The sequence below is a fragment of the Pantoea sp. EEL5 genome, assembly GCF_049892805.1.
Lineage (GTDB): Bacteria > Pseudomonadota > Gammaproteobacteria > Enterobacterales > Enterobacteriaceae > Pantoea > Pantoea ananatis.
Map to the genome: position 1 here is coordinate 1079849 of NZ_JBNDNJ010000001.1, position 23844 is coordinate 1103692.

Sequence of the window (23844 nt, forward strand, 5' to 3'; positions counted from 1 at the left end):
GTAGACCGGTCGTCTACAAATTGTGGTTTTTTTAAACCAGTGGCGCTTTCAGCCACTGTTCGATGGTAATAAACGCCAGCCGCAGGGGCTGTGCCTTACGGGAAAGCTTGCTTTGCAAACTGGCACCGAGCCACAAGACATAGAGTAGCTCTGCCAGCTGTTCAGGCGGATGCGGCAATATCAGTCCTTCTTCCTGCTGTGCCGTCGTTAAGGCGCGGCTATAAGCCGCGATAACATGACTGGCACCGTGCTGCAGGGCACCGCGCATGGGTTCAGACAGGTCACAAACTTCAGCCGACAGTTTCACACTCAGACAACCGACGATGTGCCCCTGTTGTTCAAACACCGCAAGCGCATGTCTGAAATGGTCTAACAATCGTTCTCTCACCGTGCCCGCTGGCTGAGACAACTGTTGCTCTACCTCATGCAGGTAGCGGACAAAGTAGCGCTCAAGCAGGGCAACGCCAAACGCTTCTTTTGACGGGAAATAGTAATAAAACGACCCTTTCGGAATGGCCGCCTGTGTCAGCAGCTGACTCAGCCCCATGGCGGTAAATCCGCGCTGCAGGCAAAGCTTCTCGCCCGTTATCAGCAGGTGTTCACGTGTTTCATGACGTTGTGGCATCTTGTTCATGGGGTTTATCCTGGTAGACCAATCGGTCTAATGCAAATTTTAATCGCGGGACAGGCACAGAGTGTTAAATCATCACGTATTGAAAGTGAATAAATTGTTCGTGTTGTGATTATTTCTTGCACAATCGCACCAGTCTGTCTTCAATAGAGGGATGCACGTTTTAGCGGGGGCAGTTGTGGCAGAGCAGCTTGAGTTTTTTCCGGTTCCCAGTCCATGCCGGAGTATTTGTCAGACAGATTCACGTGGCTATTGTCTCGGTTGCCTGCGCAGCCGCGACGAGCGTTTTAACTGGATGCGCTATACCGACAGCCAGAAACGTGACGTGCTGCGCCTTTGCCATCAGCGCCGCCTGCGTATGCTGCGTCAGCAGCATAAGGATGAGCCTCAGGAACCCCAGCAACCGACCTTGTTCTGACCCCCGCACGATTTCCGTTATACTCCCTGACAGACAACCAGCCGCTTTTGTGTCACAGGGAGAACACGATGTTACAACCGCAAGCTATTGCGCCACAGGGCCCTCACTTTTCACCGCTGATTATGGGCTACTGGCGCCTGATGGAGTGGGACATGACGCCACAGCAACGGGTCGCCTTTATTGAACACCATCTTTCACTGGGGATTTCCACGGTCGATCATGCCGATATTTATGGTGATTACCGTTGCGAGGCGGCGTTTGGTGAAGCATTAAAACAGGCACCCTCGCTGCGCCAGCGGCTTCAGATTGTCACGAAATGCGGCATTGCGACGCGCGCCAAACCCGAACATCAGATTGGCCATTACATCACCGATACCGCACACATTCTTGCCAGCGCAGAGCGTTCGCTGCAGGCTTTTCACACCGATTATCTCGACCTCCTGTTGATTCATCGGCCCGATCCCCTTATGGACGCCGATGACGTTGCCGATGCGTTTCTTCAACTGCATCAGGCCGGTAAAGTGCTTCATTTCGGCGTGTCCAATTTTACACCTGCGCAGTTTGCCCTGTTGCAGTCGCGTCTGCCTTTTAGCCTGGTCACTAATCAACTTGAAATCTCTCCCGTTCAGCAAAACGTGCTGCTGGATGGTTCGCTGGATCACTGCCAGCAGCAGCGCCTGCGCCCTATGGCATGGTCCTGTCTCGGGGGCGGACGTCTGTTCAGCGATCCCCATTTCCAGCCGTTGCGCGACGAGCTGGCGCGGGTCCGAGAGGAGACAGGCGCATCCAGTCTGGAACAGGTCGTCTACGCATGGGTGATGCGCCTGCCGAGCAAGCCGTTACCTATCATCGGCTCCGGCAAAATCCAGCGCGTCACCGAGGCGGCGGGGGCCGTGGATCTGTCGCTCAGTCGCCAACAGTGGTTCCGTATTCGTAAAGCAGCGCTGGGCTACGACGTACCCTGAGCGTAAACATTCGTCAATTTGCGGCAATCTTTGCGCACTGAGGCCAGGCTTAAGCTGAACCCAGAGCACTAAGGAGCCACAATGAAAGTGAAAACTATCGCGTTGTTGACGCTGTTAACCTGCGGCGCAGCCCAGGCCGCCAGTGAAGAGGTGACGATTCATGAGGTGTCGCCGCAGGGTATCGGCAAATCTGTTGGCACGGTGAAGATCGAAGAAACGCAATATGGTTTGCAGTTTACGCCCATGTTGGCGGGGCTAAAACCGGGCATCCACGGCTTCCATGTCCATGCGAAAGGCAGCTGTGAACCAGGTGAATCAGAGGGGAAAACGGTGGCCGCGGGCGCGGCGGGTGGTCATCTGGACCCGGATAATACCGGTAAACATCTCGGACCCTACGGTGAAGGTCACTTAGGGGACCTGCCAGCGCTCTACGTGGATGACCAGGGCAAGGCCAGCTATCCCGTGCTGGCACCCCGGATCAAAAACCTGAGTGAGATAAAAGGCAAGGCACTGATGGTTCACGTGGGCGGCGATAATCACGCGGATCACCCGAAACCGCTCGGCGGCGGCGGGGCACGCTTTGCCTGCGGCGTAATCTGATCAGATAGTCTGGCGGCATCGGTTGCCGCCAGCATGGCTTTTCGTACGTTGAAGATTTGTTGTAGCATCATGCCTTCATTCCCCCCTATGATACTGATTCCCGTCATAAAGCCTGACAACCTGAGGAGCAGGGTAAATGAAATGGAAGGGCGCATGGTTACTGTGCCTGCTGCTGGCAGGCTGTGATAAACCCAATGATACGCAGTTGGTAACCGAAACCGGGCGAGAGCTTCAGCGTACCATTGATACCAATCCTGCACGGATTCGGTGTGAACATATCGCGAAAGGCCGTGAGCGGCTGAGTCGGGACGTGGTGCAAAAACTTGAAGCATCGCATTGCCAAAATGTTCTGCGTAGCGCCACGGAAACCAATTTCACAGATACCACGATCTATCACCACAATACGGTGATGATTTGCGGCGGCATCACGGGGAAAAGCTTCACTGGCACCTTCATTTCCCGGCGCTTTATTTTCTCCCCGGATGAAAAAGCGCTGGTTATTGAGCCGGTTTCTGAGGCGGATAAGACGCGATTCGAAGGACAAAAAACGGTACAGCAACTGCAGGATGATTTTAACCGCCAGCATCAGCAGTACTGTCAGTAGTCAGTCGGGAATGGCCTGTTTCAGCTGTTCCAGCGAACAACGTAAGCGCCACAACAATCCGGCAAGCGTTTCGGCTTCCCGGGTATTTTCCCTGATCGTTTCATCTGTCATCGTCTGTAGCGCATCCAGTGCCGCATCAAGTTGCCGGTGCTGAACACCGCGAAGGCTCATCACATGTTGCAGATCCTGCATCGCACGCTCGCGATACTGATTCAGAACTGCGGATTCGGTGGGCCAGTCGCGCAGCTGCCAGACGAGGTGTGAGCAGTTGAGCAAAACCACGCCCCAGCGCAGTAGCCAGACGCGCGCTTTTTCATCCCGACTGCTGCTGAGCTGGCCGATCTTGTGATAGATCAGCGACTCGAAGCGGTTTTGACTCAAATGGGGCCGGGGGCGAAGCTGATCGAGAAAAGCCATGCGCAGAGACTGAATATGGCGTCGGCTGCGGCGGCTATCCGAACTGGGGCGCAGCAGCTGAAACGCCAGCCAGGCGAGCAGTACGCCGCAAATTTTGGCGATATTGCCGTCAAAGAACGTTTGATAGTCCCAGTCTGGTGGATTGGTCACGGCCAGAAACGATCCCAGAAAAACAATAAACTGTCCCCACATGGCGGCCCGCTGTTTCTGCTGCACCCGGAACAGTTGCAGGGTCAGCAACAACGGAAATAACACCGCCAGCAGTTGCCATAGTTGATTAAACTGCACCATCAGCCCGAATTTAAACACAAAGCTAAATGCAAACAGCCACAACAGCGTTTTCAGTAATAACGTAATGCTGCCTGTGGGTGAGGGAGCCGAGGCGTAAAGCACGCAGGCGATCGCCGTGAAGGTGAGCGCCGATGCGCCCGAAGACCACTGCGTCGTAATCCAGAATGCGCAACCCGCGACCACGACAGTAAAAGTGCGCAGTGCACTCCAGCCTGCCTCTGCGCTATCGCTCTCACTGGCCAGCGCCGATACGGCCGGTGGTTGAAAGCGGGTATCCGCCTCGGCGTGCTCCAGCAGTCGTATCCAGCGCAATACGTTGAGGTACATCCAGCAGAAGTAGCGCAGCCGCTGACAGAACGCCCGCTGTCGATAATCCCCTTCGCTGGCAGGCGTAATCGTGCGCAACAACGCCGCGAGCCGATACTTATTGCAGTCGGGTTTGGCCAGTTCCTGCATGATAGCCTTCAGTACCTCAAACAGCGCCTCAGGTGCATCGGGCCAGTTCAGCAGCATACGACGAAGACTGGACAGCACGCTGGTCAGTCTCAGCTGCTGATGCAGGATGTAATTCAGCACGTTATTCTGGCGGCGAAAGCGATAATGGCTCCAGAAGGCCTGGATGCGTAATAAGTTCATGGTCAGGATCTGACCAATCACCGTTTCATGGGCGCTGCGTATCTCGTCATTACGGGTGTCCTGCAGCAGGCGCGTGGCATGTTCCAGCAGGCGGGCGTGCATCTGTTTTAGCGCGTGGATGAGTGCATCGCCGTCAGAGGTGCTGGGTAAGAGCATCATCATAAAGCCCGCGCACAGCAGCCCGGAAATCACTTCACATACCCGCGCCTGAGCAATCTCCCACAGGCTGGTGATGTCCGTCAGGTTGACACAGCTGAAGGCAATAATGGCTGCGGTATAACCCGCCAGCGAAAAACCATAGGCCACATTGTTTTGATAGTGGTTTGCCACCCAGGTGCACAGCGCCAGCCAGCCGGCAATATACAGGGTGAACAGCCAAGGCTCGTTTAACGTATGGCCGGCAATCAACAGCGCAGCGGCCGCCCCCAACAGGCTGCCCACGATGCGGCCCAGGCTTTTACTGATCACGCCGCCAAGGGTAGGAAAACTTACCACTGCTGCTGAGGTCATGGCCCAGTAAGGCTCGTCCAGGTTCAAACCATAGGCAATGCTCAGCGCAAGGCACATCGCGCCTGCATTGCGTAACGCATAGCGCCATTGATTGCGATCCGCCTTTACCCAGGGAAGGTTTCCCCAGGCCAGCCCGTTGAGATTCATGGTGCTATCGTAATCGTGCAGGTTGTACCGGCGATCAACAGCGCGCGATCGGGAAGCGATGTGAGGCGGATACGGACAGGGACACGTTGCGCCAGACGAACCCAGGGCACGTTCGGTTTAATATCCGGCAGTAAACCGTTATCCGCCTCCAGGCTTTGATCGTAGATAGCCCGCCCGATGCTTTCTACCTGACCGGTCAACTGCGCGCCGCTGCTGTAAAGCACCACGTTGGCAGCGGCGCCAGGATGAATGTGGCGCAGCTTGGTTTCTTCAAAGTAGCCGACGACGTAGTAAGAGTGGCTGTCGACCAGGGCAAAAAGCGGCGTACCGGCGCTGGCGTAGTTGCCAGGGCGCAGGGTTAAATTACTCACCCAACCGTCCGTGGGGGCGGTGAGGGTGGTTTGCTGCAAGTTCCATTGCGCCTGATCACGCTGTGCCTGTGCCGCCTTCACGCTGGCCAGTGCGGCATCGGCGTTCAGACGGGCAACATCCAGATCTTCACCTGAAATGGTATTGCGCGGCAGCCGGCTTCGCCTGCTGAACTCGTTTTGCGCTTTAGCGAGATCGGCTTTTGCCTGGCTAAGCTGCGCATCGGCTTTATTCAGATCGATTTGCCAGGGGACGGGGTCCAGCGTCAACAACGTTTCGCCTTTGTGAACAAACTGATTATCTGTCACCTTCAATGCCACAATGCGTCCTGAAATCTGCGGCGTGATATCCACTAACTCGGCACGCACTTTTCCATCTCGTGTCCAGGGCGACTGCATGTAGTAATTCCAGGCCCACCAGGCACTGAGCAGCGCAAGGGTAAAAACAATCAGCGTTGAAAAGTACTTTAATCCGGAAAATTTCATCGTTTTCATCCGTGATCCATCAGCCAGAGTGAGGCCGTCACGCACAGCACAAATAAGGAAAGATCAAACAGTGTGGGATGCCAGACGTCGCCAGAGGCGAGCCAGCCGCGCAGCAGTGGGTGAATCAGCAGCCAGAGAAAAAAACCGGCCAGCACCGCTTTAAACAGGGGAGGAAAGTAAAGTGACGCACCGAAAATCAGTTCCGTAAGTGGGTGAACACTGAGAAATCCGTTGCTGATGATATCCATTATGGGGATGCACTCTGGAACAGGTTAGTGAAATATTTTCAGCCGAAACTGTCTACTTAGTGATTAGTAATTTAACTTCCGGCTTGCAAAATACTATACAATGCAGCCTGATAGCTAGCCGACTAATTATAAGGAGATAACATGGATACCCCACTCGGAACGGACCTGTCCAGACTGGTGCGCATCTGGCGGGCTCTGATCGATCAACGCCTGAAGCCACTCGATTTAACCCAAACGCATTGGGTTACGCTGCACAATATCCATCAGTTACCGCCTGAGCAGTCACAAATTCAGTTAGCCAAAGCCATCGGTATCGAACAACCTTCGCTGGTCAGAACCTTAGATCAGCTTGAAGAAAAAGGGCTGATTACCCGAACCACCTGCGCACATGACCGCCGAGCCAAACGCATTAAGCTCACACAACAGGCCGAGCCGGTTATTCAGCAGGTCGAACACGTGATTGACATTACCCGTGACGATATTCTCACCGGTATCAGCCGCGATGAGATCAATCAGATGGTGTCGCTGATTGCGCGCCTTGAGAAGAATATTCTCGAACTACAGAACAAAGAAAAGTAATACCGACGCACAGTGCCCGTCACCGGCGTCGGTGGGTGACTGTATTAGCGTGGAGAAACGGTGACCTGGCTGCCATCGGTCGCCATCGCTACGCGCTGTCCTACAGAGTAACGGCTGGCGGCCTGTTTCTGCACCACCATAATGGTGTTGCCGTCATCCTTGCGGATTTCCAGTTCAACACCGTCTGTTTTGTTCATCGCACCTTGCACGCCCTGGCCCGCAACGCCACCCAGTACGGCCCCGCCGGCTGTTGCCAGGCTGCGTCCCGCACCGCCGCCAATCGTGTTGCCCAGGAATCCACCCAGTACGGCACCACCGATAGCGCCAATGATATTGCTGTCATCGCCGCCCTGAATTTTAACCGGACGTACGGACACTAAGGTACCGTATGAAACGCTCTGGACCTGTTTGGCTTCACTGGCGCTGTAGGTATCGCCCGACAACGTATCGGTATTGCTACAACCTGCAAGCATCACTCCAGTCAAAGCGACCACAATTACACGCTTAATCATTTGAAAACTCCTTTATTCAAGAATGCGCCTATCTCTCGCGAAATCCTGTAAACAGTATAAGACAGAAAACTGGAGAATTGACCTTTGCCGGTATAAAACATGGCTGACGCCAGCATAGACCGTTAAATTTTAACAATGATTCAATCGATGAGAAAAAAATTTCTAAGGCGTTAACTCACAGGCAATTTATTGATTAAAAACAAATTAATCATGGATTTAACCGCAATTTTTTGTCAGGCTTAACGCGCGTAACACCATTTTCACCTTAATGAAAAGGAACGGCTATGAAATCAGGACGCTACATCGGCGTGATGTCGGGCACCAGTCTTGATGGTGTGGATGTGGTTCTGGCGGCCATTGACGAAAATATGGTGGCTCAGCAGGCCAGCTACTGTCATCCCATGCCACCGGATTTGCGTCAGGCTATTCTGGCCATTTGCCAGGGACAGGCCCTGACGCTGTCGCAGTTAGGGCAGCTTGATACGCGGCTGGGGCAGCTGTTTGCTGAGGCGGTATTGACCCTGATGCGCCGTGAATCCCTTGAAGTTGGCGATATCACGGCGATCGGCTGTCACGGGCAAACCGTATGGCATGAGCCGCAGAGCGCAGCGCCGAATACGCTGCAAATTGGCGATCACAATCAGATAGTTGCCGCGACCGGCATTACGGTCGTGGGGGATTTCAGGCGGCGTGATATGGCGCTGGGCGGGCAGGGCGCACCGCTGGTGCCGGCCTTCCATCAGGCCTTGATGATGGATGCCACCGAACGTCGCATGGTGCTGAACATCGGCGGGATTGCGAATCTCTCTTTACTTATTCCGGGGCAGCCTGTTCGCGGGTTTGATACCGGGCCTGGCAATATGCTGCTTGATGCCTGGATATGGCGTAATCAGGGCAAAGCTTACGATAAAGATGCCCAGTGGGCGCTGAGTGGCAAAGTCAGTCATGCCCTGCTTGATACGTTGCTGCGCGAGCCCTGGCTCGCGTTGCCGCCGCCTAAAAGCACCGGGCGGGAGCTGTTTAACCTGGGCTGGCTTGAACAACATCTGCGTCATTTTCCTGGCATCGCCGCACAGGACGTTCAGGCTACGCTTAATGAATTTACCGCCGTCAGCATCGCGCAACAGGTGCAACTCAATGACGGATGCGATCGTTTACTGGCCTGTGGTGGGGGAAGCCGCAATCCGTTACTGATGGCGCGACTGGCTTCGCATCTTGCGGGTACCGAAGTGACGACAACCGACACGATCGGTATCAACGGGGATGATATGGAAGCGCTGGCGTTTGCCTGGCTGGCGTTTCGCACCCTGTCCGGCCTGCCCGGAAATTTGCCTGCGGTCACCGGCGCACGCGAAAAAAGCGTGATTGGCGCCATTTATCCCGCCAATCCGTTGTTCATGCGACAGGGGAAAGGGGACTGAATCTGTCCCCTTTTAGAACAGCGTAAAACGAATCAGGCCACGCCAGGCAGATGCGTTAACTTGCGCACGCCCGTGATGACGGTTGCCACGATGGTTTCACGCCGGGTAATGACTTCAACCTGGTAGTATTTGCTGCGATAGGCAATTGAATAGATAACCGGATGGTATTTATTTCCCTCACCATAACGAGACATATGGGCTTCCAGCGCGCGCGAGGCGGCAACGATATGGACGGGTTCTTTATCACCGCGGATGATTTGCTTCATTCAGTCCCTCAAATGCTATACCTGTGGGGCACGCCTTAACAGGGCGCGTTGCGTCGGTCTTTAACACTGAACATCTGACTGCTTAACATCATCGATAATTTAAAAAACAGCGTGCACGTCTAATATTGCAGCGCAATGACACAATCTGAAACGTGCTACTAATATTTAGCAGCACGTTTTATGTCCGGCAAGAGAGAATGAAAATTTATTGTGTTGCGGGAGCCAGGGTTTATTTAAGCTCGGGCCAGGAAACGGAAGATACGCCATTTAATTTCGGCCAGGAAAACAGGAATCCCTGAAACTGTGAAATGCCGGCGGCTTCCAGCCACATCCACTCTTCGGGCTGTTCAATCCCTTCTGCAATCACGGTAATTTCCAGCGATGAACAACATTTTAAAATCGCGTGGACGATAGCCTGCTTCGGGCCACTCTTGTGCACGTTACTAATAATACTGCGGTCGATTTTAATTTTATCGGGCTGGATCTGGGTAAGCAGTGATAACCCGGCATAACCCGCGCCAAAATCATCGAGCGCGACGCTGATACCGGCGGCTTTGAGCTGTTTCAGCGCGGCGGCAAATTCGTCAGGACGAGAGATGATCTCATTCTCGGTAAACTCAACGACAATTTGCTCCGGCACCAGCTGGTGGGCATGAATTTCCGTCAGCAGAAAGTCGACCGCGTCGGGAACAAGCACCAGCGACATCGGCAGCAGATTGATCGACAGCACCATATCATCCAGGCCGAGCGCCTTTGCCTGTGCAAAGGCCGTGTGTTTAGAGTGCAAATCGTTGCGGTAGATATCATCCGGATCAAGGCGGGAAAAATAGTGCTGTTGCGTTTCACCCTGATTGCCGCGAAGCAGCGCTTCAAGGGAAACAATTTTGCGTGCAAAGGGATCAATAATGGCCTGAAAAGCAAAATTTACGCCTTCCTGATTCAGCATGGCAACATCACCTTCGCGGGTTTCGGCCTCATCCTGAATAAAATCCCAGCTGTCTGCTGAGGGAATTTCAAAATAATTTTCTTTCTCGCGCGCTTCAACAAAGGTACGCAAGAATTTAAGCGCCCGATCTTCATAGGTCAGCTGGTATTTGGTGGTGCCTTTTTCCAGCACCGCATTAAGCACCGTGGTTTTATCGTATTGCCGCAGGTCAAACAGCTCCATGCCCACGTTGCCGAAACGTCGCGCAGGGGCATAATCGCGCATTAATTCCACAATATTATGATGGCTGGTATCGCGGCAAATACGTTCGTAAACCGCCAGCACATCACGTTCAGGACCTTCAAGGAGCTGAAAAAAGTGGGTGCCATTAAACAATAAAATACCGGTGACGCTGGATGATTCATTAATTTTGTTAGCCTTGGTGACTAATCCCTCCAGCATCTTAAGCGGAACATGGTCAGCGATGTGACTGCGATAGATAATTGTAGACAACATAAAGTCTTCCAGATTCTTGTTTTTTTACCGCACACATTGCCAGATCGCTTATCAGGCGGAGCCTAATCCTGCTGTACTACCATCGCAAAATGTGTCCTTGCCGTGCATTTCTCCAGCACGGCACAGGGGGCGCTTACCTGTGATGTTCCGTTGTCACAGAAGGTTTAACACGATCGATCCATGGGGTGGATAACAGACCATGGCGGGGGCAAACAGGTTTTTTATTATTCTGTTCATTACCAGCGTGTTACGCATTGTTTCTATTATATCAGCACTTCAGTGGTTAGGTATTGAATAGACGTATCTTTTTTGCAGGTTATGGTCCGTTAATAAATGACACCGATGAGTATTATTCTCAGGTTACCTGGGGTAATCAAATTATCCTGGTTCCCTGACTGCTGCCCTTGAAAAGAAAACAGCAGTAGCCTGATTTGGCATGTTTTTTTAACCAAAATGTCGAAGAAGAGAGGTAAACACAATGATTAAAGTATCAAATCTGATCTTGCACCTGGCGCCTTTTTCAGCAGCCAGAGTCTGATAAGATGCTAACGTAAGTCAGTGACCCCGCTGCGAATAAATCTCAAAACCCCTGTTTTGTCATTATCCCTGTGGTTTTAGGGATAATTCTCAGCTAGGGTTAACAACGCTACATTATTAAATAAAACCTTACATCACTCTTTTTATCGTCCTGATTGACACAGCGACCAGCAGGGGCAGTCCTATGCTTAAATCAAGCTACTATTACGTATGTCCTTTTACCCGAGGCGGATGGATAATTCATAAAGAAGGTTGTAGCCAGCTGGATAACAGCCGTGGAAGTGAATTTATCGGTTCACTCTACACCCGGCAACAGGCCTTAACGGTCGCGAAAATCCATCATCCGGATGCGATTCTCTGCACCGCCTGCCTTAGCCCTTTCGTCTGTCCCACTGCCGGGCGGAGTCTGGCATCGCGCAATCGGGCCATGCCGACGCGACATACACCTAAGTCTTCCTGAATATTACGGACGTCAGCGCCGACGTTACGCGCGGCGGAGATATCGGTTTACTGCGCCTGAGGCGTGAGCGCGATATAAAGAAATAATGTGTGAAGGTGAAATAATAATAACCGCGAAGAAGGGTGCACATTATTACCTGGTTAACAGGCGTGACGCTCACGCCTGTTAATATTAACGCCGAAAACTACAGCGCTGTGATGATTACGCCTGTTTAGGCTGTCCGTTCGAAGCGGTCAGGCCGCCATCAACCGGCAGATTTGCGCCGGTAATATAACGTGCGTCATCGCTGGCGATAAAGGCAATGGCATCAGCAATATCTTCAGGCTCACCTGCGCGTTTAAGCGGAATGCGGTCATAGAAACGCTCAAGCAGGGCCTGATCGTTTTTCACCGCTTCCGTCAGCTCGGTGAAGGTAAAGCCCGGGCAAATCGCATTCACTCTCACGCCGTCCGCGCCATAATCCATGGCCAGTGACCGGGTGAAGTTGGTAACGGCGCCTTTGGCCGCGTTATAGACGCTCATGCCCCAGTCGCCACCTAATCCTGATACCGACGAAATATTCACTACGTTGCCTTTCGATTTCAGCAGGGCAGGCATAAAGAAGTGCACACAGTGGAATACGCCGTCGAGATCGACGCTCATCAGCTTCTTCCAGTCAGCGGGTTCGATCTCGTGGATGCGTCCCTGAACGATAATCCCGGCATTGTTAACCAGCACGTCCATGCGGCCATATTTTTCTTCAACGCGGGCGGCCAGCGCTTTTACCTGATCGGCCTCAGCCACGTCGCAGGCCGCTGCCATATGGCCATCGCCGGGCAACTGTGCCAGGACTTTTTGCAGCTTATCCTGATTACGGCCAACCAACACGACAGATGCGCCTTCTTGTGCGAAGCGTTTGGCGCTTGCTTCACCAATTCCTGATCCGGCTCCTGTCACTACAACGATTTTACCTGTAAATCTGGACATTTTGCCTCCTTAATGGCGTCGCTTACTGTTTTAACCCTGTTCAGCCTGGCAGCCCTGCGGCCCAGGTCAAGCGCAACGGTACCGGATGCGTATTGTTTAACCGTTACGCATCCGGTTCGCGCCGCGCCGGGCGTCCTTAAGGCCTTCTGAACAGCGCCATACTGCGGCCTTCCAGTTCAAAGTCCTTCTCTTTGGTGATCACCATCCCGTGTTTGCTGGTATCGCTGGTGGTCAGTTCCAGCACCCAGCCGCCCTCACCGAACTGAGGGATCTGGAAGGGCACATTACCTTCAAACGGGTTGATGAGCATCAGCACGTCATACCAGACGCCATCCTGATGTTGCAGATCGGGTCGGCCGATGTAGACACCGAGCGTTGAACCTTCGTCCCACTGCTCAGCCTGCTGCAGGCCGCCGCCGGCATTGAACCACTTGATTTCCATCCCGTCGCGCCAGCTTTCACGCCGTAACAGCGGCTGGGTTTTGCGCAGTGAAATCACATGACGGGTGAATTCACGCAGGGCTTCGGCCGAAGCGGGCAGGTTATCCCAGTGAACCCATGAAATTTCACTGTCCTGGCAGTACCCGTTGTTATTTCCCATCTGGCTGCGGCCAAACTCATCGCCTGCCAGCAGCATCGGGGTTCCGTGGGAGAAAAACAGCGTGGCCAGGAAGTTACGTTTCTGGCGCTCGCGAACGGCGTTAATGCCTTCGTCGTCAGTGGGGCCTTCCACGCCATAGTTATAAGACCGGTTATCGTTGTGACCGTCGTTGTTGTCTTCACCATTGTCGGCGTTGTGCTTCTCGTTGTAAGACACCAGGTCGTTCAACGTAAAGCCATCGTGCGCGGTGATAAAGTTAACGCTGGCCCAGGGACGACGTCCGCGCTGATCGTACAGATCGCCAGAGCCAAGCAGACGGGCGGCAAAATCGGTCGGGACATTGTTTCCTTTCCAGTAATCGCGCACGGTATCGCGATACTGATCGTTCCACTCCGCCCAGCCCGGTGGAAAGCCGCCGACCTGATAACCACCAGGGCCAATGTCCCAGGGCTCACCGATCAGTTTTAAGCGTGAAAGCAGGGGATCCTGCGTAATGGCGTCAAAGAAGCCGCCGCGGGGATCGAAGCCTTCTGGTTCACGGCCCAGAATGGTGCCAAGATCGAAACGGAAACCATCGATATGCATGGAGTCCGCCCAGTAGCGCAGTGAATCCGTCACCATCTGTAACACACGCGGATGAGAGGTGTTTACGGTGTTTCCTGTGCCGGTATCGTTAATGTAATAGCGATGCTGATCGGGTAAGGTGCGGTAATAAGAGAAGTTATCAATACCTTTAAAGGACAGCGTTGGCCCCAGTTCATTGCCTTCCGCAGTATGGTTATAAACCACGTCAAGGATCACCTCAATGCCCGCGTCGTGGAAGGCGCGGACCATATCCCGGAAACCCTGAATGCCTCGCGGACCAAAATAGCGTGTCGCCGGAGAAAAAAAGTTCAGCGAGTTATAACCCCAGAAATTTTTCAGTCCTTTATCCAGCAGGTGCTGATCGTCCGGAAACCAGTGCACCGGTAACAGTTCGACGGAGGTAATACCCAGGCTCTTGATATAGCCCACCGTGGACTGATGACTCATGCCGTCGTAAGTCCCGCGCATTTCAGGCGGCAGCGCCATGTTCAACTGGGTAAAGCCTTTCACATGCGTTTCATAGACGATCGTTTCAGACCAGGGAACCTGCGGGCGGTTTTGGTCCTGCCAGTCAAATTCGTTGGGGTCGATCACGCGACATTTTGGCGTGAAGGGGGCGCTGTCGCGATCGTCGAACGTCAGATCTTTGTCTTCGTGATACAGGTCATAAGCGAAGTGCGCCTCATTCCATGCGATGTCCCCGGCCAGTTCGCGGGCATAGGGATCGACAAGGAGTTTATTCGGGTTAAACCGATGGCCGTTTTCCGGATCGTAAGGACCGTAAACGCGATAGCCATAGAGCGCGCCGGGCTGCAAGCCGGGCACGTAACCGTGCCAAATCTCATGTGTGAACTCGGGCAAATCCAGTCTGGCTATTTCATTTTTTCCGCTTGGGTCATAAAGACACAGCTCCACGCGTTCTGCATGGGCAGAAAACAGCGCAAAGTTTACGCCTTTGCCATCAAAGTTCGCCCCAAGTTGCTGGCCCGATCCCGACGTAATTTCAAAACGATGATTTGACATCTGTCCCTCTCAATTAACGAACCCCGTTACGGTGTTTCAATCCATGTACTGACCTGCTTTCAGCAAGCTAACAATGCCAGTGCCCAGTAGTTATTTAACGTTTCCAACGAAATACGGTCGGTCAGGTTGATCGTTTCGCCGCTCAGCACATTGCGATAACGGCGATGTGCCAGTTCATCCGGCAGCACGATCTCGGTGGCGGCCCAGTGCGTCGCTGGGGGCGCTTCCAGCTTGAGCTGCGCGTCGAACACAAGTCGGGATGTCACCACAATAATGGCCTCACTGCCCTGGGTTCGCGCAAACGCCAGCAGCCTGTCGGACTGCGCGCCCTCGGCCGTAAGCGGCAGATAACTGCCCCGGGCAAAGAGTTCAGGCCTGTCCCGGCGTAAATTGAGCAGCGCCAGGGTGGCAAGCTGGTTAACCTGACCGCTGAGCCAGCTATCATGGCTACCGGGCAGGGCCGTCGTCGCAGAACGTAACATCGCTTCCAGGGCGGCATAATCCGGTTCACGTCGGTTATCAGGATCGACCAGGCTGAAGTCCAGTGCTTCGCTTCCCTGATACACATCCGGCACCCCGGGCGCGGTCAGCTTAATGACTCTCTGGCTCAGGCTGTTCACCAAGCCAGCACGGATAAAGGGTTGCAGCGCCTCAACGAAATCCTGCAGGAAAGGCTGATTTGCAGGTGAGAGCAGGTGACGCGCGTAGCCCAGCACGGCCTGCTCGTACGCGGTGTTGTTCTCGGTCCAGTCAGTGCGCAGTTTGGCTTCACGCAGGGCTTTTTCGACATAGCCTGCGAAGCGTTCGGCAAGGGCATCCAGCCCCGCACTGTCCCGGGGATCTAAGGTGGGCGGCCAGACACCGGCGAGCGCCTGATACAGCATCCACTCCACGGATGGTTCCGGCGCAGGGCCGTCCTCAAGGGCACCCACGGCCTGGCGATTGAGTTCGCGCCAGCGCGCCACGTTCTCGGCCCAGCGCTGGGGGGCTTCCGTCAACGTGTAAAGCCGCGCGCGCGCGTCTTCGCCTCGCTTGGTATCATGCGTCGAGCTGGCGGAAAGGGCGTCCGGCTGACGCGCAAGACGCGTTGCCATCTCATGGTGAAACTGCTGCGGGGAAAACTGCGTCTGTAAGGGTTCCGCGCCCACCTCATTTAACGCCAGCGCGCTGTTCTGTCGGTAAAACAGCGTGTCTTCGATGGATTTCGCCATCAGCGGACCGGTGAGTTGCTGGAAGCGGGTCCGGAAGCTGTTCGCCAGTGCGGTGGACTGGCTGGCGACGTCGCCCTGCATGATCTGCAGCAGGAAATCGAGCATGTGGCTGTCAGGTGCATGTTCCGACGCCCTGACGCCGTCAGCGACGGCCTGAAGACGTTGTTGGTCGTTGGCAGGCAGGCCGTGCGCATTGCCGTAGGTTCGATAGACCGGGAACGCCACCAGCAGTTCGCGCAGTGCGCTGCGGAGCCGCTCGGGATCAATCGCGATGTGTTCCCCCTCGGCAATGGCGCTGGCCAGGTCCATCAGGCGCGAAAATTCCCCGGCAAAATTGCGATCTGCCATCAGGCATTTTGCCTTACGAAGTTCGTCGTCCATCTGCACGACCTGGCCGCTGACGCTTTCACAGGCCTGGCGGAGGGCGTTGAGAGAGTGATTATCAACCAGCACATGCGACAGCGCGGCGATAAACTCATAGCCTGTGGTGCCGGAAATTGGCCAGTCGCTGGGGATCTGCTCGCCTTCACCCAGGATTTTCTCAACGGTGATATAACATGCCTCGCCGGCCTCGCGACGCAACTGCGTCAGATAACCTTTAGGATCGGCCAGTCCGTCAACGTGATCGACGCGCAGGCCGTCAACCGCGCCGCTGTGGACCAGTTCCAGAATAAGCCGGTGTGCATCCCTGAAGACGGTGGGATCTTCAACCCGTACGCCAACCAGCCCGGTCACCTCAAAAAAGCGGCGGTAGGAGAGGTCCCGTGCGGCATCGCGCCACGACATCAGCCGCCAGGGCTGCTGTTGATGCAATGCATCCAGCCCGGCTTTGCTGCGCAGCTGGAGCACGGCTTCTTCCTGTCCCTGCCAGCTTTCCGGCGTAAGCGGATAGTAACTTTCAAAATAGGCCAGCGCAGGCTTGCCGGTCTGGGGATCGCGTTTAACGGCAAGGTCGCCATTCTCCAGAACGGTATCAATATCATCACCCAGAAACGGCAGCGTCAGACGGCGTGACCAGTCGATGTCGAAGTAGTCGGCATAGCGACTGTCTTTACCGTGTTCAAGCACGTCGTGCCACCAGCCGTTCTCCAGCGATGCCGCCATGTGGTTGGGGACGATATCAATGATAAGCCCCAGTCCGGCCTGTTTTAACGTGCTGACCAGACGATCAAACCCCGCGCGTCCGCCAATCGCCGGGTCGATTTCATTAACATCGGTCACGTCATAACCGTGAGTGGAGTCACGGGTGGCGGTAAAGATCGGTGAGGCATAGAGATGGCTGATCCCCATTTTTTTCAGATAGGGCACCAGCGCTGCAGCGCGATCGAAGGTCATGCCATTGCGGAACTGAATACGGTAGGTGGCGGTTGGAATGCTCATTTAGGTTCTCCGGCAGCCAGACGAACAACGATCGCGTTTTGAGGGAGCGCATCGGTGGATTCTGGCCAGGCGAAGATTGTCTCGCCCGGCATCGCCGGCAGGGCGCGATCCTGTTCGCCGATGTTGAATGCCATTGATAACGTGCCCGCCGGGAAACGCCAGCTCACGGCAACAAATCCCTCTGCGGTGTCCAGTACCTTTCCGCTGTTTCCACCCGCCGTCGCCAGCAGCGGCACAATATGCTGCTGCCGGAGTGCCAGCAGTGAGCGGGTCAGCTTCAGCCAGCGTTTTCCTTCTTCGCTCTCCAGCTTGCTCCAGTCCAGTTTTGAACGGGTAAAGGTCGCTTCATCGTTAGGATCGGGAACGCTCTCGCCCTCATGACCGGCATGTCCTTCAAACTCTTTCGCCCGGCCTTCCCGCACGGCTTTCGCCAGATCGCCATGGAAATCTGTAAAGAACAGGAAAGGATGGGTTTCGCCGTACTCTTCCCCCATGAACAACAAAGGGATATGGGGCGACAGCAGCAACGTTGCCAGCAGCACCTGAGTACGTTCGGCACCGGCCAGAGAAATCAGCCTTTCTCCCTGCGCACGGTTGCCAGTCTGATCGTGGTTCTGGATAAAGTCCACGAAGGCCACCGGCGGCTGTCCGGTACTGTCAACACCGCGCGCTTCACCAGACTGCACTGAGACCTCGCCCTGGTAGACAAACCCTTCAGCCAGCGCGCGTGCCACACGTTTTTCCGGCCGATCGGCAAAATCTTTGTAATAGGCATGCGTTTCACCTGTGGCAAACACATGAACGGCATTATGAAAGTCATCATTCCATTCGCCGGTGAACAGTGGGGCGGTGCCATCTTCCGATCTGGGATGCAGGAAAATCACGTTGCGACAGTCTTCGGTGGTGAGATGGATCTGGCGCTCGGGAATATCTGCGCGAATGCGTTCAGCGATTTCGATCAAAACAGGCGTGTCGGAAACGTCTTCAATCTGGTCGATGGCATCGAAGCGCAGGCCGTCCAGGTGGTATTCCTGCAGCCAGTAGAGCGGGGCTTCAACAATATAACGTCGCACCGCATCCACATCATAGGCAATGCCGGCGCCCCATGGCGTCATCCGGTCTTTATGGAAGAAGTCTGGTGACAGCAAGGGCAGATAATTCCCTTCCGGGCCGAAGTGGTTAAGCACGATGTCCAGAACAACCGCCATGCCATAGCCATGAGCCGCGTCAATAAACGCTTTAAAGTCATCGGGCGTTCCGTAAGCGGCATGTGGCGCGTACAGGAGCACGCCATCGTAGCCCCAACCGCGCTGCCCGCCAAACTGAGAAACGGGCATGACTTCAATCATGGTAATGCCGGTTTCCGCCAGATAAGGCAGTTTCTTTATCGCAGCCTGGAACGTGCCTTCTTCGGTGAAGGTGCCCATATGCATTTCATAAACCACGCTTTCCTGCCACGGGCGGCCTTGCCAGGTGGTGTTCTGCCAGCGGTAGTGAGCAGGATCGACGACCAGAGACGGGCCATTAACGTCATTCTGTTGCGCGCGTGAAGCGGGATCGGGAATCACCGTGCCATCGTTCAGCACAAAGTTATAGGTTGCCCCCGCCTGTACATCGCTGACCTGCAGCTCAAACCAGCCGTCTCCGGCGGGCGTCATGGCAAGATCTTTATCCGAAAGTCGTAAACTAACCTGCTGTTGACCCGTTGCCCAGACGCGGAAACGCACGTTGCCATCGGCCAGATATTCGCTTCCCCAACTCTTAAAAAAAGATGTAGATACCATTCCGTTGCCTCTTTAACCAGAAAGTACGCAATAAGCACCACCACGCTATCGGTAAGCCGATGATGCGAATGCAAAATGATGTTAGCGAGATCAGGAGCCCGGGAGGTCGGTGCGCCTTAACAGCCTTTCCCCGTGCCATTATTCAGATATTGTTATGTGTAATACCGCATGAGGCACCCGGCAGTGCCTGCTTCACACAACACTCTCAACAAATAATCATAGACCAGGTTCCAACATTTACTGCCGCCGCGCGCAATGTACCCTGTGGCTTTTCCCCCCAGCGAGGCCGGGCTGTCCGATGAGCCCGGCCTCCATTTGCCTCTGCACTGGGGAAATCAGAAAAAGAGCACGGGCATCAGGCAGAAAAAAACCGCCTTTAACAGCGGTTTTGACGCAAACAGACCAGGTGGACGCCCATTCTGCGTGCGTTTAAGGTGTCAGCCCTCCCGTGGCAGGGCGGGCTGCTCCTGTCATCAGGCCGGAATGGATTCGGCCTTCTGGCTACGCGACCAGACGCGGTGTTCTGCCATCGCAGCAGTAAAATCATTCATCAGCGCGATTTCAGCATTATCGGCTTCCACGATGCCTTCCTCCTGCTGATTTTCATCCAGATCAAACTGCGCTTTGAAACGGCGTGCTTCACCACTCAGGCCAATGACTTTCAAATGTTTGTAAGCCTCCAGCAGGAAGTAGCGTGCATCTCCGCTTTTCAGCAGGGCATCAACGTTACCGTCGGGGACGATCACCGCATCAAAGGTCAGCGAAGGTAGCCCGTTAAACGTGGCATCGATCGGCAACAAAGAACCATCGTCCGCGCTGACCTGGCCCATATGCGCCGCCAGCAGTTTGGTGTGCACGCCAGCAGCGGTGAGATGCTGCAGAATAGCCAATACGTCGTCGGCTTTTACGCCTTCGCTCAGCAGCAGCGCGACCTGACGGCCTTTGATGTCGGCATCGGGAATGGCATACAGGCTCAGGCTGTCATCGCGCTGCAGGCCATTGACGTCTTTTGGCGGGGCGGTGTTGAGCTGCTCATCGCTGAGATCAATCCCGAGGTTGGCGGCCACCCCTTGGGCCAGTTTGACATCGATGCGCAACAGATGGTCCACCACGCGTTCACGGATGTAAGGGCGGGCCACCTTACTCAGCTCAAAAGAGTAGGCGGCAATGATGTGCTGCTGTTCAATGTCAGTCTGGCTGTTCCAGAACAAACGCGGCTGGGCATAATACTCACCAAACGAGGGGCTACGTTCGCGAACTTTGTGGCCTTCAACGCGCTCCTGATAGCTTTCGAAACCGCCCCCTTTTGCGGCAGGCGGTGTTTCCCGTGGCCAGTTGTCGTTGATGGAGTTGGGTTCGTAGTTGGCCGGATTCGTATCAATATCCATCCGGTGCATGCCCTGGCGCTGGAAATTGTGGTACGGGCAAACCGGGCGGTTGATCGGGATTTCGTGGAAGTTTGGCCCACCGAGGCGGCTGATTTGCGTATCGGTGTAGGAGAACAGACGGCCCTGTAACAGCGGATCGTTAGAAAAATCGAGTCCCGGGACGAGATGCCCCGGATGAAAGGCAACCTGTTCCGTTTCAGCAAAGAAGTTATCCGGATTGCGGTTCAGCACCATTTTGCCGACGCGCACGACGGGCACCAGCGCTTCCGGAATAAGCTTGGTGGCGTCCAGAATATCGAAGTCGAACCGGAACTCATCTTCTTCCGGGATCATCTGCAGGCCAAGCTCAAATTCCGGGAAATCTCCCGCTTCAATCGCTTCCCACAGATCGCGGCGGTGGAAGTCGGGGTCGCGACCGGTCAGCTTCTGGGATTCATCCCACAGCAGCGAGGCTTTGCCTGCCAGCGGTTTCCAGTGGAAACGAACAAATGTCGCTTTGCCTTCATCGTTAATCAGGCGGAAGGTGTGAATACCAAACCCCTCCATCGTGCGGTAGCTGCGCGGAATACCCCGGTCAGACATCGCCCAGATCACGTTGTGCAGAGTTTCAGGCTGTAGCGACACATAGTCCCAAAACGTGTCGTGAGCACTCTGTCCCTGAGGGATTTCATTATGCGGCTCAGGCTTTACCGCATGTACAAAATCGGGAAACTTGTGGGCGTCCTGTATAAAGAACACCGGTGTGTTGTTACCGACCAGGTCAAAAACGCCTTCATCGGTGTAGAACTTGGTAGCAAAACCACGAATATCACGCACCGTATCCGCTGACCCCGCGCCGCCCTGGACCGTCGAGAAGCGCACAAATACTGGCGTGATCTGCTCTGGCTCACTCAGGAAGTGCGCCTTAGTTACATCCTTTAGTGAGCAGTAGGGCTGAAAGTAGCCGTGGGCGGCTGAACCGCGCGCATGCACGATGCGCTCCGGAATGCGCTCATGGTCAAAATGCGTGATTTTCTCCCGCATGATGAAGTCTTCAAGCAGCGTCGGCCCACGTGAGCCGGCGCGTAATGTGTTCTGATCATTTGCAATACGGGTGCCCTGATTGGTCGTCAGCGGGCTGTCCGTTCCGTTTTTACGGTTCGCTTCCAGTTGATCGAGTTTCGTGCTGTGCGTGTCGGGTGCTTTAAGGCTACCCGGCGCGGTGGGTTTTTTACCCGGCGGTGTCGGTTCGGCTGGGGGTTGATGTGAACCCTCTTTAGGTGCCAGCGAGCCCAGTCCGGGTTGTGAGGATTCCGGACCCGTTGTGGGGGCTGGGTGATTCAGAGGATTATTCTTTTTCTCATTCGGCATGACACGTTGCTCCAGCTTTTTTTTACTACTTGAGGTGCCAGTAAATATAGAACAACTTAATTAATAAGCTTATAAATATTGCGTTTAATGGCGATGGTAAAATAATTATCGGATGGCGTAACGCAAAATCAGGGAGATGTTAAGAAAGGAGAAAATAATTTAACGATGAAACTAAATGGTTATTTAAGCGCGACGGATGTGGTTTAATCTATTGATATTTATCAGTTTGTTATTTATTGGTCGTGGAGGTTATTGTGTATTGATGGCGTGAAGCTGTTTTATCAAACCAGGCCTTTTCTGAAAAAGCGGGGATTAAGACGGTTACGCTTCGCTAAAGTCGGCTGAGTTTTATTTTTTCCGTTGCGCTTATTAACGCGCAAGCGAAGCCGATATTATCCGTGAGCAATCGGTATTTAAACATGGGGATCGTTATCCTTAACGGGAATAACAGGCAGGGGTGAGAAAGGGTGAAAATCGCCAGTCCATGGCGTATTACCTCCTTAAGGCGCCTTACTCAGATCTACTTAGAGGTGCGACGGCTGTTTTTGCCTCCTTTCCGACCGGCCTCCCTGGCTCTTTCAGGATCGTTTTTGAAATTACCTCCGCTGGCTTTGCCTCCTGCACTGCCCGCTTCACTGGCTCGCTCAGGATCGTTGGCAAAATTACCGGCACCACCTCTGTATTTCTGTTGTGTCATAGACAAGACCTCATATCAGGGTTCCTTAGATAAGAAGGACTAGCTAGTCACAGCGGTAAGTTTAGTTCTGATACGAAATTATGCCACTTTGTCATCCCTTGTTCCTGGACGAAATCTAAGGGTATTTACTTGTAAAATCAGTGAATAAATTCTGCCCGCAGACTAAACAGGTCGGGCGCCGCAATGTGCTGTTATACGTCATCCGTTACACTCTGCCCGTCAGTGCGAAATTATTGGTAAAATAAAGCATTAACTTATTGAAAGTTATGCTCTAAATGGCGAAATTTGAATTAGCTGTTACACTTTCTGAATACCGTTCAGGAGTGTTTATGAAATTAGGCTTTGCATGTAAGTACTTAAACGAACAGGGCAAGCAATATTTTCCCTTCCGCGCGACCACGCGTACCCGTTTTCTCGGTCTGGGTGAGGCCCAGCGCACCGCGCTGATTTACGAGATTTCAAAGACAAATTTGCAGAACCTGTATCTGACGCTGGAAGCTATTGCGGCACTGCCAGAGGCGTTAAGGATGATGCGCATTGGCAGTGATTTACTGCCGCTGTATACGGTGCCGCAGGCAAAGCCGTTATTTGCAACGTTTTTACCCGAGCTGTATCCGCTGTTCGCCCGCTGCGGCGAGCTGGCGCGGACGCATCATATCCGGCTGTCATTCCACCCGGGACAGTACAGCGTGCTGGCGTCGGATAATCCTGATGTCGTGTCACGTGCCTTAGAGGATGTGGAATATCATGCTCTCTGTGCCTGCCTGATGGGCTACGGCAAAACCTTTCAGGATTTTAAAATCAACATTCATATGAATGGCAAACTCGGGTTTGAAGGGTTCAGGCAGGCATTTCAGCGGCTCAGCCCCGAAGCCCGGTTGATGCTGACGGTGGAGAACGATGAGATATCGTGTTCGCTGGATGATGTGCTGCAGGCCCGGTCGCTTTGCCCTGTGGTGCTGGATATTCATCATCACTGGGTTAAAGAGAATCAGTTTATTCAGGCCAGTGATGCAAGGATGGCGCAGATTATCGACTCCTGGCGCGGCGTACGCCCGGTGATGCACTACTCGATTTCGCAGGAGGGAATTATTCCGGCCGAAGGCTTTCCGGACCAGCAGGATCTCAGTGTGCCGAAAACCAAACTGCGTGCGCATTCTGATTACTATTTCAATGCCACGCTCAACGGCTGGGCCTTGTCCTTCGGCGACTTCGATATCATGTGTGAGGTAAAAATGAAAAACCTGGCGCGTGAACAACTGTATGACTGGGGCAGGCGTAATAGCCTGATTACCTGAGACGTGCCCGTTGCGGGTCTGAAG

Annotated in this window: 21 protein-coding genes; 8 read left to right on the forward strand and 13 right to left on the reverse strand. The window is 54.1% G+C overall.

Annotated elements, in window-relative coordinates; all coding sequences use genetic code 11:
• Positions 1 to 31: 31 nt before the first annotated feature.
• Positions 32 to 634: a TetR/AcrR family transcriptional regulator gene (locus tag ACPXSQ_RS05255; RefSeq protein ID WP_022622467.1), complete on the reverse strand. Its 603-nt coding sequence runs from the start codon at positions 632 to 634 to the stop codon at positions 32 to 34.
• 175 nt (positions 635 to 809) lie between these two features.
• On the opposite strand from ACPXSQ_RS05255, the gene ACPXSQ_RS05260 reads away from it, so the two are divergent.
• The 4 genes from ACPXSQ_RS05260 to ACPXSQ_RS05275 all read left to right on the forward strand — a co-directional run bounded on the left by ACPXSQ_RS05260 (position 810) and on the right by ACPXSQ_RS05275 (position 3218).
• Positions 810 to 1049 carry a DUF1289 domain-containing protein gene (locus tag ACPXSQ_RS05260; RefSeq protein ID WP_071785158.1) on the forward strand — a complete coding sequence of 80 codons (240 nt, stop codon included), beginning with the start codon at positions 810 to 812 and terminating at the stop codon, positions 1047 to 1049.
• Between the two features lie 68 nt (positions 1050 to 1117).
• Positions 1118 to 2014 (forward strand): aldo/keto reductase, encoded by an 897-nt coding sequence (locus ACPXSQ_RS05265; protein WP_014593612.1) that lies wholly within the window; start codon positions 1118 to 1120, stop codon positions 2012 to 2014.
• 81 nt (positions 2015 to 2095) lie between these two features.
• On the forward strand, positions 2096 to 2614 hold the full coding sequence (gene sodC / locus ACPXSQ_RS05270) for a superoxide dismutase family protein (RefSeq protein WP_014605947.1): 519 nt from the start codon (positions 2096 to 2098) through the stop codon (positions 2612 to 2614).
• Positions 2615 to 2750: 136 nt separating this feature from the next.
• Positions 2751 to 3218 (forward strand): hypothetical protein, encoded by a 468-nt coding sequence (locus tag ACPXSQ_RS05275; RefSeq protein ID WP_014593614.1) that lies wholly within the window; start codon positions 2751 to 2753, stop codon positions 3216 to 3218.
• Here ACPXSQ_RS05275 and ACPXSQ_RS05280 read toward each other — a convergent pair whose 3' ends face one another.
• Genes ACPXSQ_RS05280 through ACPXSQ_RS05290 form a run of 3 tightly spaced genes read right to left on the reverse strand, consistent with a single transcriptional unit; the run spans position 3219 to position 6321 of the window.
• Entirely contained in the window at positions 3219 to 5219 is a 2001-nt protein-coding gene (locus ACPXSQ_RS05280; RefSeq protein WP_028715080.1) for an FUSC family protein, read from the reverse strand. It abuts the gene before it with no gap.
• The gene (locus ACPXSQ_RS05285) at positions 5216 to 6073 is read right to left on the reverse strand and encodes an HlyD family secretion protein (protein ID WP_197665913.1); all 858 of its coding nucleotides are present in this window, start codon (positions 6071 to 6073) and stop codon (positions 5216 to 5218) included. Before ACPXSQ_RS05285 ends, ACPXSQ_RS05280 begins: the two co-directional genes overlap by 4 nt.
• 5 nt (positions 6074 to 6078) lie before the next feature.
• Complete coding sequence (locus ACPXSQ_RS05290; protein ID WP_013025621.1) at positions 6079 to 6321, reverse strand: DUF1656 domain-containing protein; 243 nt, start codon at positions 6319 to 6321, stop codon at positions 6079 to 6081.
• Positions 6322 to 6462: 141 nt separating this feature from the next.
• Here ACPXSQ_RS05290 and slyA point away from each other — a divergent pair, with 141 nt between their 5' ends.
• On the forward strand, positions 6463 to 6900 hold the full coding sequence (slyA, locus tag ACPXSQ_RS05295; RefSeq protein WP_013025622.1) for a transcriptional regulator SlyA: 438 nt from the start codon (positions 6463 to 6465) through the stop codon (positions 6898 to 6900).
• 44 nt (positions 6901 to 6944) lie between these two features.
• Here slyA and slyB read toward each other — a convergent pair whose 3' ends face one another.
• The gene (gene slyB, locus ACPXSQ_RS05300) at positions 6945 to 7412 is read right to left on the reverse strand and encodes an outer membrane lipoprotein SlyB (protein ID WP_013025623.1); all 468 of its coding nucleotides are present in this window, start codon (positions 7410 to 7412) and stop codon (positions 6945 to 6947) included.
• Between the two features lie 284 nt (positions 7413 to 7696).
• Here slyB and anmK point away from each other — a divergent pair, with 284 nt between their 5' ends.
• Positions 7697 to 8833, forward strand: a complete 1137-nt coding sequence (anmK, locus tag ACPXSQ_RS05305; protein ID WP_013025624.1) for an anhydro-N-acetylmuramic acid kinase — start codon at positions 7697 to 7699, stop codon at positions 8831 to 8833.
• 32 nt (positions 8834 to 8865) lie between these two features.
• Here the strand turns inward: anmK and ACPXSQ_RS05310 are convergent, their stop codons facing one another.
• Complete coding sequence (locus tag ACPXSQ_RS05310; RefSeq protein ID WP_006119000.1) at positions 8866 to 9099, reverse strand: DUF4060 family protein; 234 nt, start codon at positions 9097 to 9099, stop codon at positions 8866 to 8868.
• A 229-nt stretch (positions 9100 to 9328) separates the two neighbouring features.
• On the reverse strand, positions 9329 to 10540 hold the full coding sequence (locus ACPXSQ_RS05315) for a diguanylate phosphodiesterase (protein WP_013025625.1): 1212 nt from the start codon (positions 10538 to 10540) through the stop codon (positions 9329 to 9331).
• Positions 10541 to 11261: 721 nt separating this feature from the next.
• Between ACPXSQ_RS05315 and ACPXSQ_RS05320 the strand changes: the two genes are divergently transcribed.
• On the forward strand, positions 11262 to 11537 hold the full coding sequence (locus ACPXSQ_RS05320) for a hypothetical protein (RefSeq protein WP_014605943.1): 276 nt from the start codon (positions 11262 to 11264) through the stop codon (positions 11535 to 11537).
• A gap of 201 nt (positions 11538 to 11738) precedes the next feature.
• On the opposite strand, the gene ACPXSQ_RS05325 is transcribed toward ACPXSQ_RS05320, so the two are convergent.
• The 6 genes from ACPXSQ_RS05325 to ACPXSQ_RS05350 all read right to left on the reverse strand — a co-directional run bounded on the left by ACPXSQ_RS05325 (position 11739) and on the right by ACPXSQ_RS05350 (position 22522).
• Entirely contained in the window at positions 11739 to 12503 is a 765-nt protein-coding gene (locus tag ACPXSQ_RS05325; RefSeq protein WP_013025626.1) for an SDR family NAD(P)-dependent oxidoreductase, read from the reverse strand.
• Between the two features lie 136 nt (positions 12504 to 12639).
• Positions 12640 to 14712: a glycogen debranching protein GlgX gene (gene glgX, locus ACPXSQ_RS05330; protein WP_013025627.1), complete on the reverse strand. Its 2073-nt coding sequence runs from the start codon at positions 14710 to 14712 to the stop codon at positions 12640 to 12642.
• Between the two features lie 59 nt (positions 14713 to 14771).
• Positions 14772 to 17303 (reverse strand): malto-oligosyltrehalose synthase, encoded by a 2532-nt coding sequence (gene treY / locus ACPXSQ_RS05335; RefSeq protein ID WP_013025628.1) that lies wholly within the window; start codon positions 17301 to 17303, stop codon positions 14772 to 14774.
• Positions 17300 to 19087 carry a malto-oligosyltrehalose trehalohydrolase gene (gene treZ, locus ACPXSQ_RS05340; RefSeq protein WP_210461650.1) on the reverse strand — a complete coding sequence of 596 codons (1788 nt, stop codon included), beginning with the start codon at positions 19085 to 19087 and terminating at the stop codon, positions 17300 to 17302. The genes treY and treZ overlap by 4 nt, the downstream gene beginning before the upstream one ends.
• A gap of 473 nt (positions 19088 to 19560) precedes the next feature.
• Entirely contained in the window at positions 19561 to 21825 is a 2265-nt protein-coding gene (gene katE, locus ACPXSQ_RS05345; protein WP_029568738.1) for a catalase HPII, read from the reverse strand.
• A gap of 520 nt (positions 21826 to 22345) precedes the next feature.
• Positions 22346 to 22522 (reverse strand): general stress protein, encoded by a 177-nt coding sequence (locus ACPXSQ_RS05350; protein WP_014605940.1) that lies wholly within the window; start codon positions 22520 to 22522, stop codon positions 22346 to 22348.
• 329 nt (positions 22523 to 22851) lie between these two features.
• Between ACPXSQ_RS05350 and ACPXSQ_RS05355 the strand changes: the two genes are divergently transcribed.
• Positions 22852 to 23820: a UV damage endonuclease UvsE gene (locus ACPXSQ_RS05355; RefSeq protein WP_028715085.1), complete on the forward strand. Its 969-nt coding sequence runs from the start codon at positions 22852 to 22854 to the stop codon at positions 23818 to 23820.
• Positions 23821 to 23844 lie beyond the last annotated feature (24 nt).

Bases quoted from the DNA above. Each gene is read 5' to 3' on its own strand.
- ACPXSQ_RS05255 (WP_022622467.1), bottom strand. From the start codon at position 634: ATGAACAAGATGCCACAACGTCATGAAACACGTGAACACCTGCTGATA.
- ACPXSQ_RS05265 (WP_014593612.1), top strand. From the start codon at position 1,118: ATGTTACAACCGCAAGCTATTGCGCCACAGGGCCCTCACTTTTCACCG.
- sodC (WP_014605947.1), top strand. From the start codon at position 2,096: ATGAAAGTGAAAACTATCGCGTTGTTGACGCTGTTAACCTGCGGCGCA.
- ACPXSQ_RS05275 (WP_014593614.1), top strand. From the start codon at position 2,751: ATGAAATGGAAGGGCGCATGGTTACTGTGCCTGCTGCTGGCAGGCTGT.
- ACPXSQ_RS05280 (WP_028715080.1), bottom strand. From the start codon at position 5,219: ATGAATCTCAACGGGCTGGCCTGGGGAAACCTTCCCTGGGTAAAGGCG.
- ACPXSQ_RS05285 (WP_197665913.1), bottom strand. From the start codon at position 6,073: ATGAAATTTTCCGGATTAAAGTACTTTTCAACGCTGATTGTTTTTACC.
- ACPXSQ_RS05290 (WP_013025621.1), bottom strand. From the start codon at position 6,321: ATGGATATCATCAGCAACGGATTTCTCAGTGTTCACCCACTTACGGAA.
- slyA (WP_013025622.1), top strand. From the start codon at position 6,463: ATGGATACCCCACTCGGAACGGACCTGTCCAGACTGGTGCGCATCTGG.
- slyB (WP_013025623.1), bottom strand. From the start codon at position 7,412: ATGATTAAGCGTGTAATTGTGGTCGCTTTGACTGGAGTGATGCTTGCA.
- anmK (WP_013025624.1), top strand. From the start codon at position 7,697: ATGAAATCAGGACGCTACATCGGCGTGATGTCGGGCACCAGTCTTGAT.
- ACPXSQ_RS05310 (WP_006119000.1), bottom strand. From the start codon at position 9,099: ATGAAGCAAATCATCCGCGGTGATAAAGAACCCGTCCATATCGTTGCC.
- ACPXSQ_RS05315 (WP_013025625.1), bottom strand. From the start codon at position 10,540: ATGTTGTCTACAATTATCTATCGCAGTCACATCGCTGACCATGTTCCG.
- ACPXSQ_RS05320 (WP_014605943.1), top strand. From the start codon at position 11,262: ATGCTTAAATCAAGCTACTATTACGTATGTCCTTTTACCCGAGGCGGA.
- ACPXSQ_RS05325 (WP_013025626.1), bottom strand. From the start codon at position 12,503: ATGTCCAGATTTACAGGTAAAATCGTTGTAGTGACAGGAGCCGGATCA.
- glgX (WP_013025627.1), bottom strand. From the start codon at position 14,712: ATGTCAAATCATCGTTTTGAAATTACGTCGGGATCGGGCCAGCAACTT.
- treY (WP_013025628.1), bottom strand. From the start codon at position 17,303: ATGAGCATTCCAACCGCCACCTACCGTATTCAGTTCCGCAATGGCATG.
- treZ (WP_210461650.1), bottom strand. From the start codon at position 19,087: ATGGTATCTACATCTTTTTTTAAGAGTTGGGGAAGCGAATATCTGGCC.
- katE (WP_029568738.1), bottom strand. From the start codon at position 21,825: ATGCCGAATGAGAAAAAGAATAATCCTCTGAATCACCCAGCCCCCACA.
- ACPXSQ_RS05350 (WP_014605940.1), bottom strand. From the start codon at position 22,522: ATGACACAACAGAAATACAGAGGTGGTGCCGGTAATTTTGCCAACGAT.
- ACPXSQ_RS05355 (WP_028715085.1), top strand. From the start codon at position 22,852: ATGAAATTAGGCTTTGCATGTAAGTACTTAAACGAACAGGGCAAGCAA.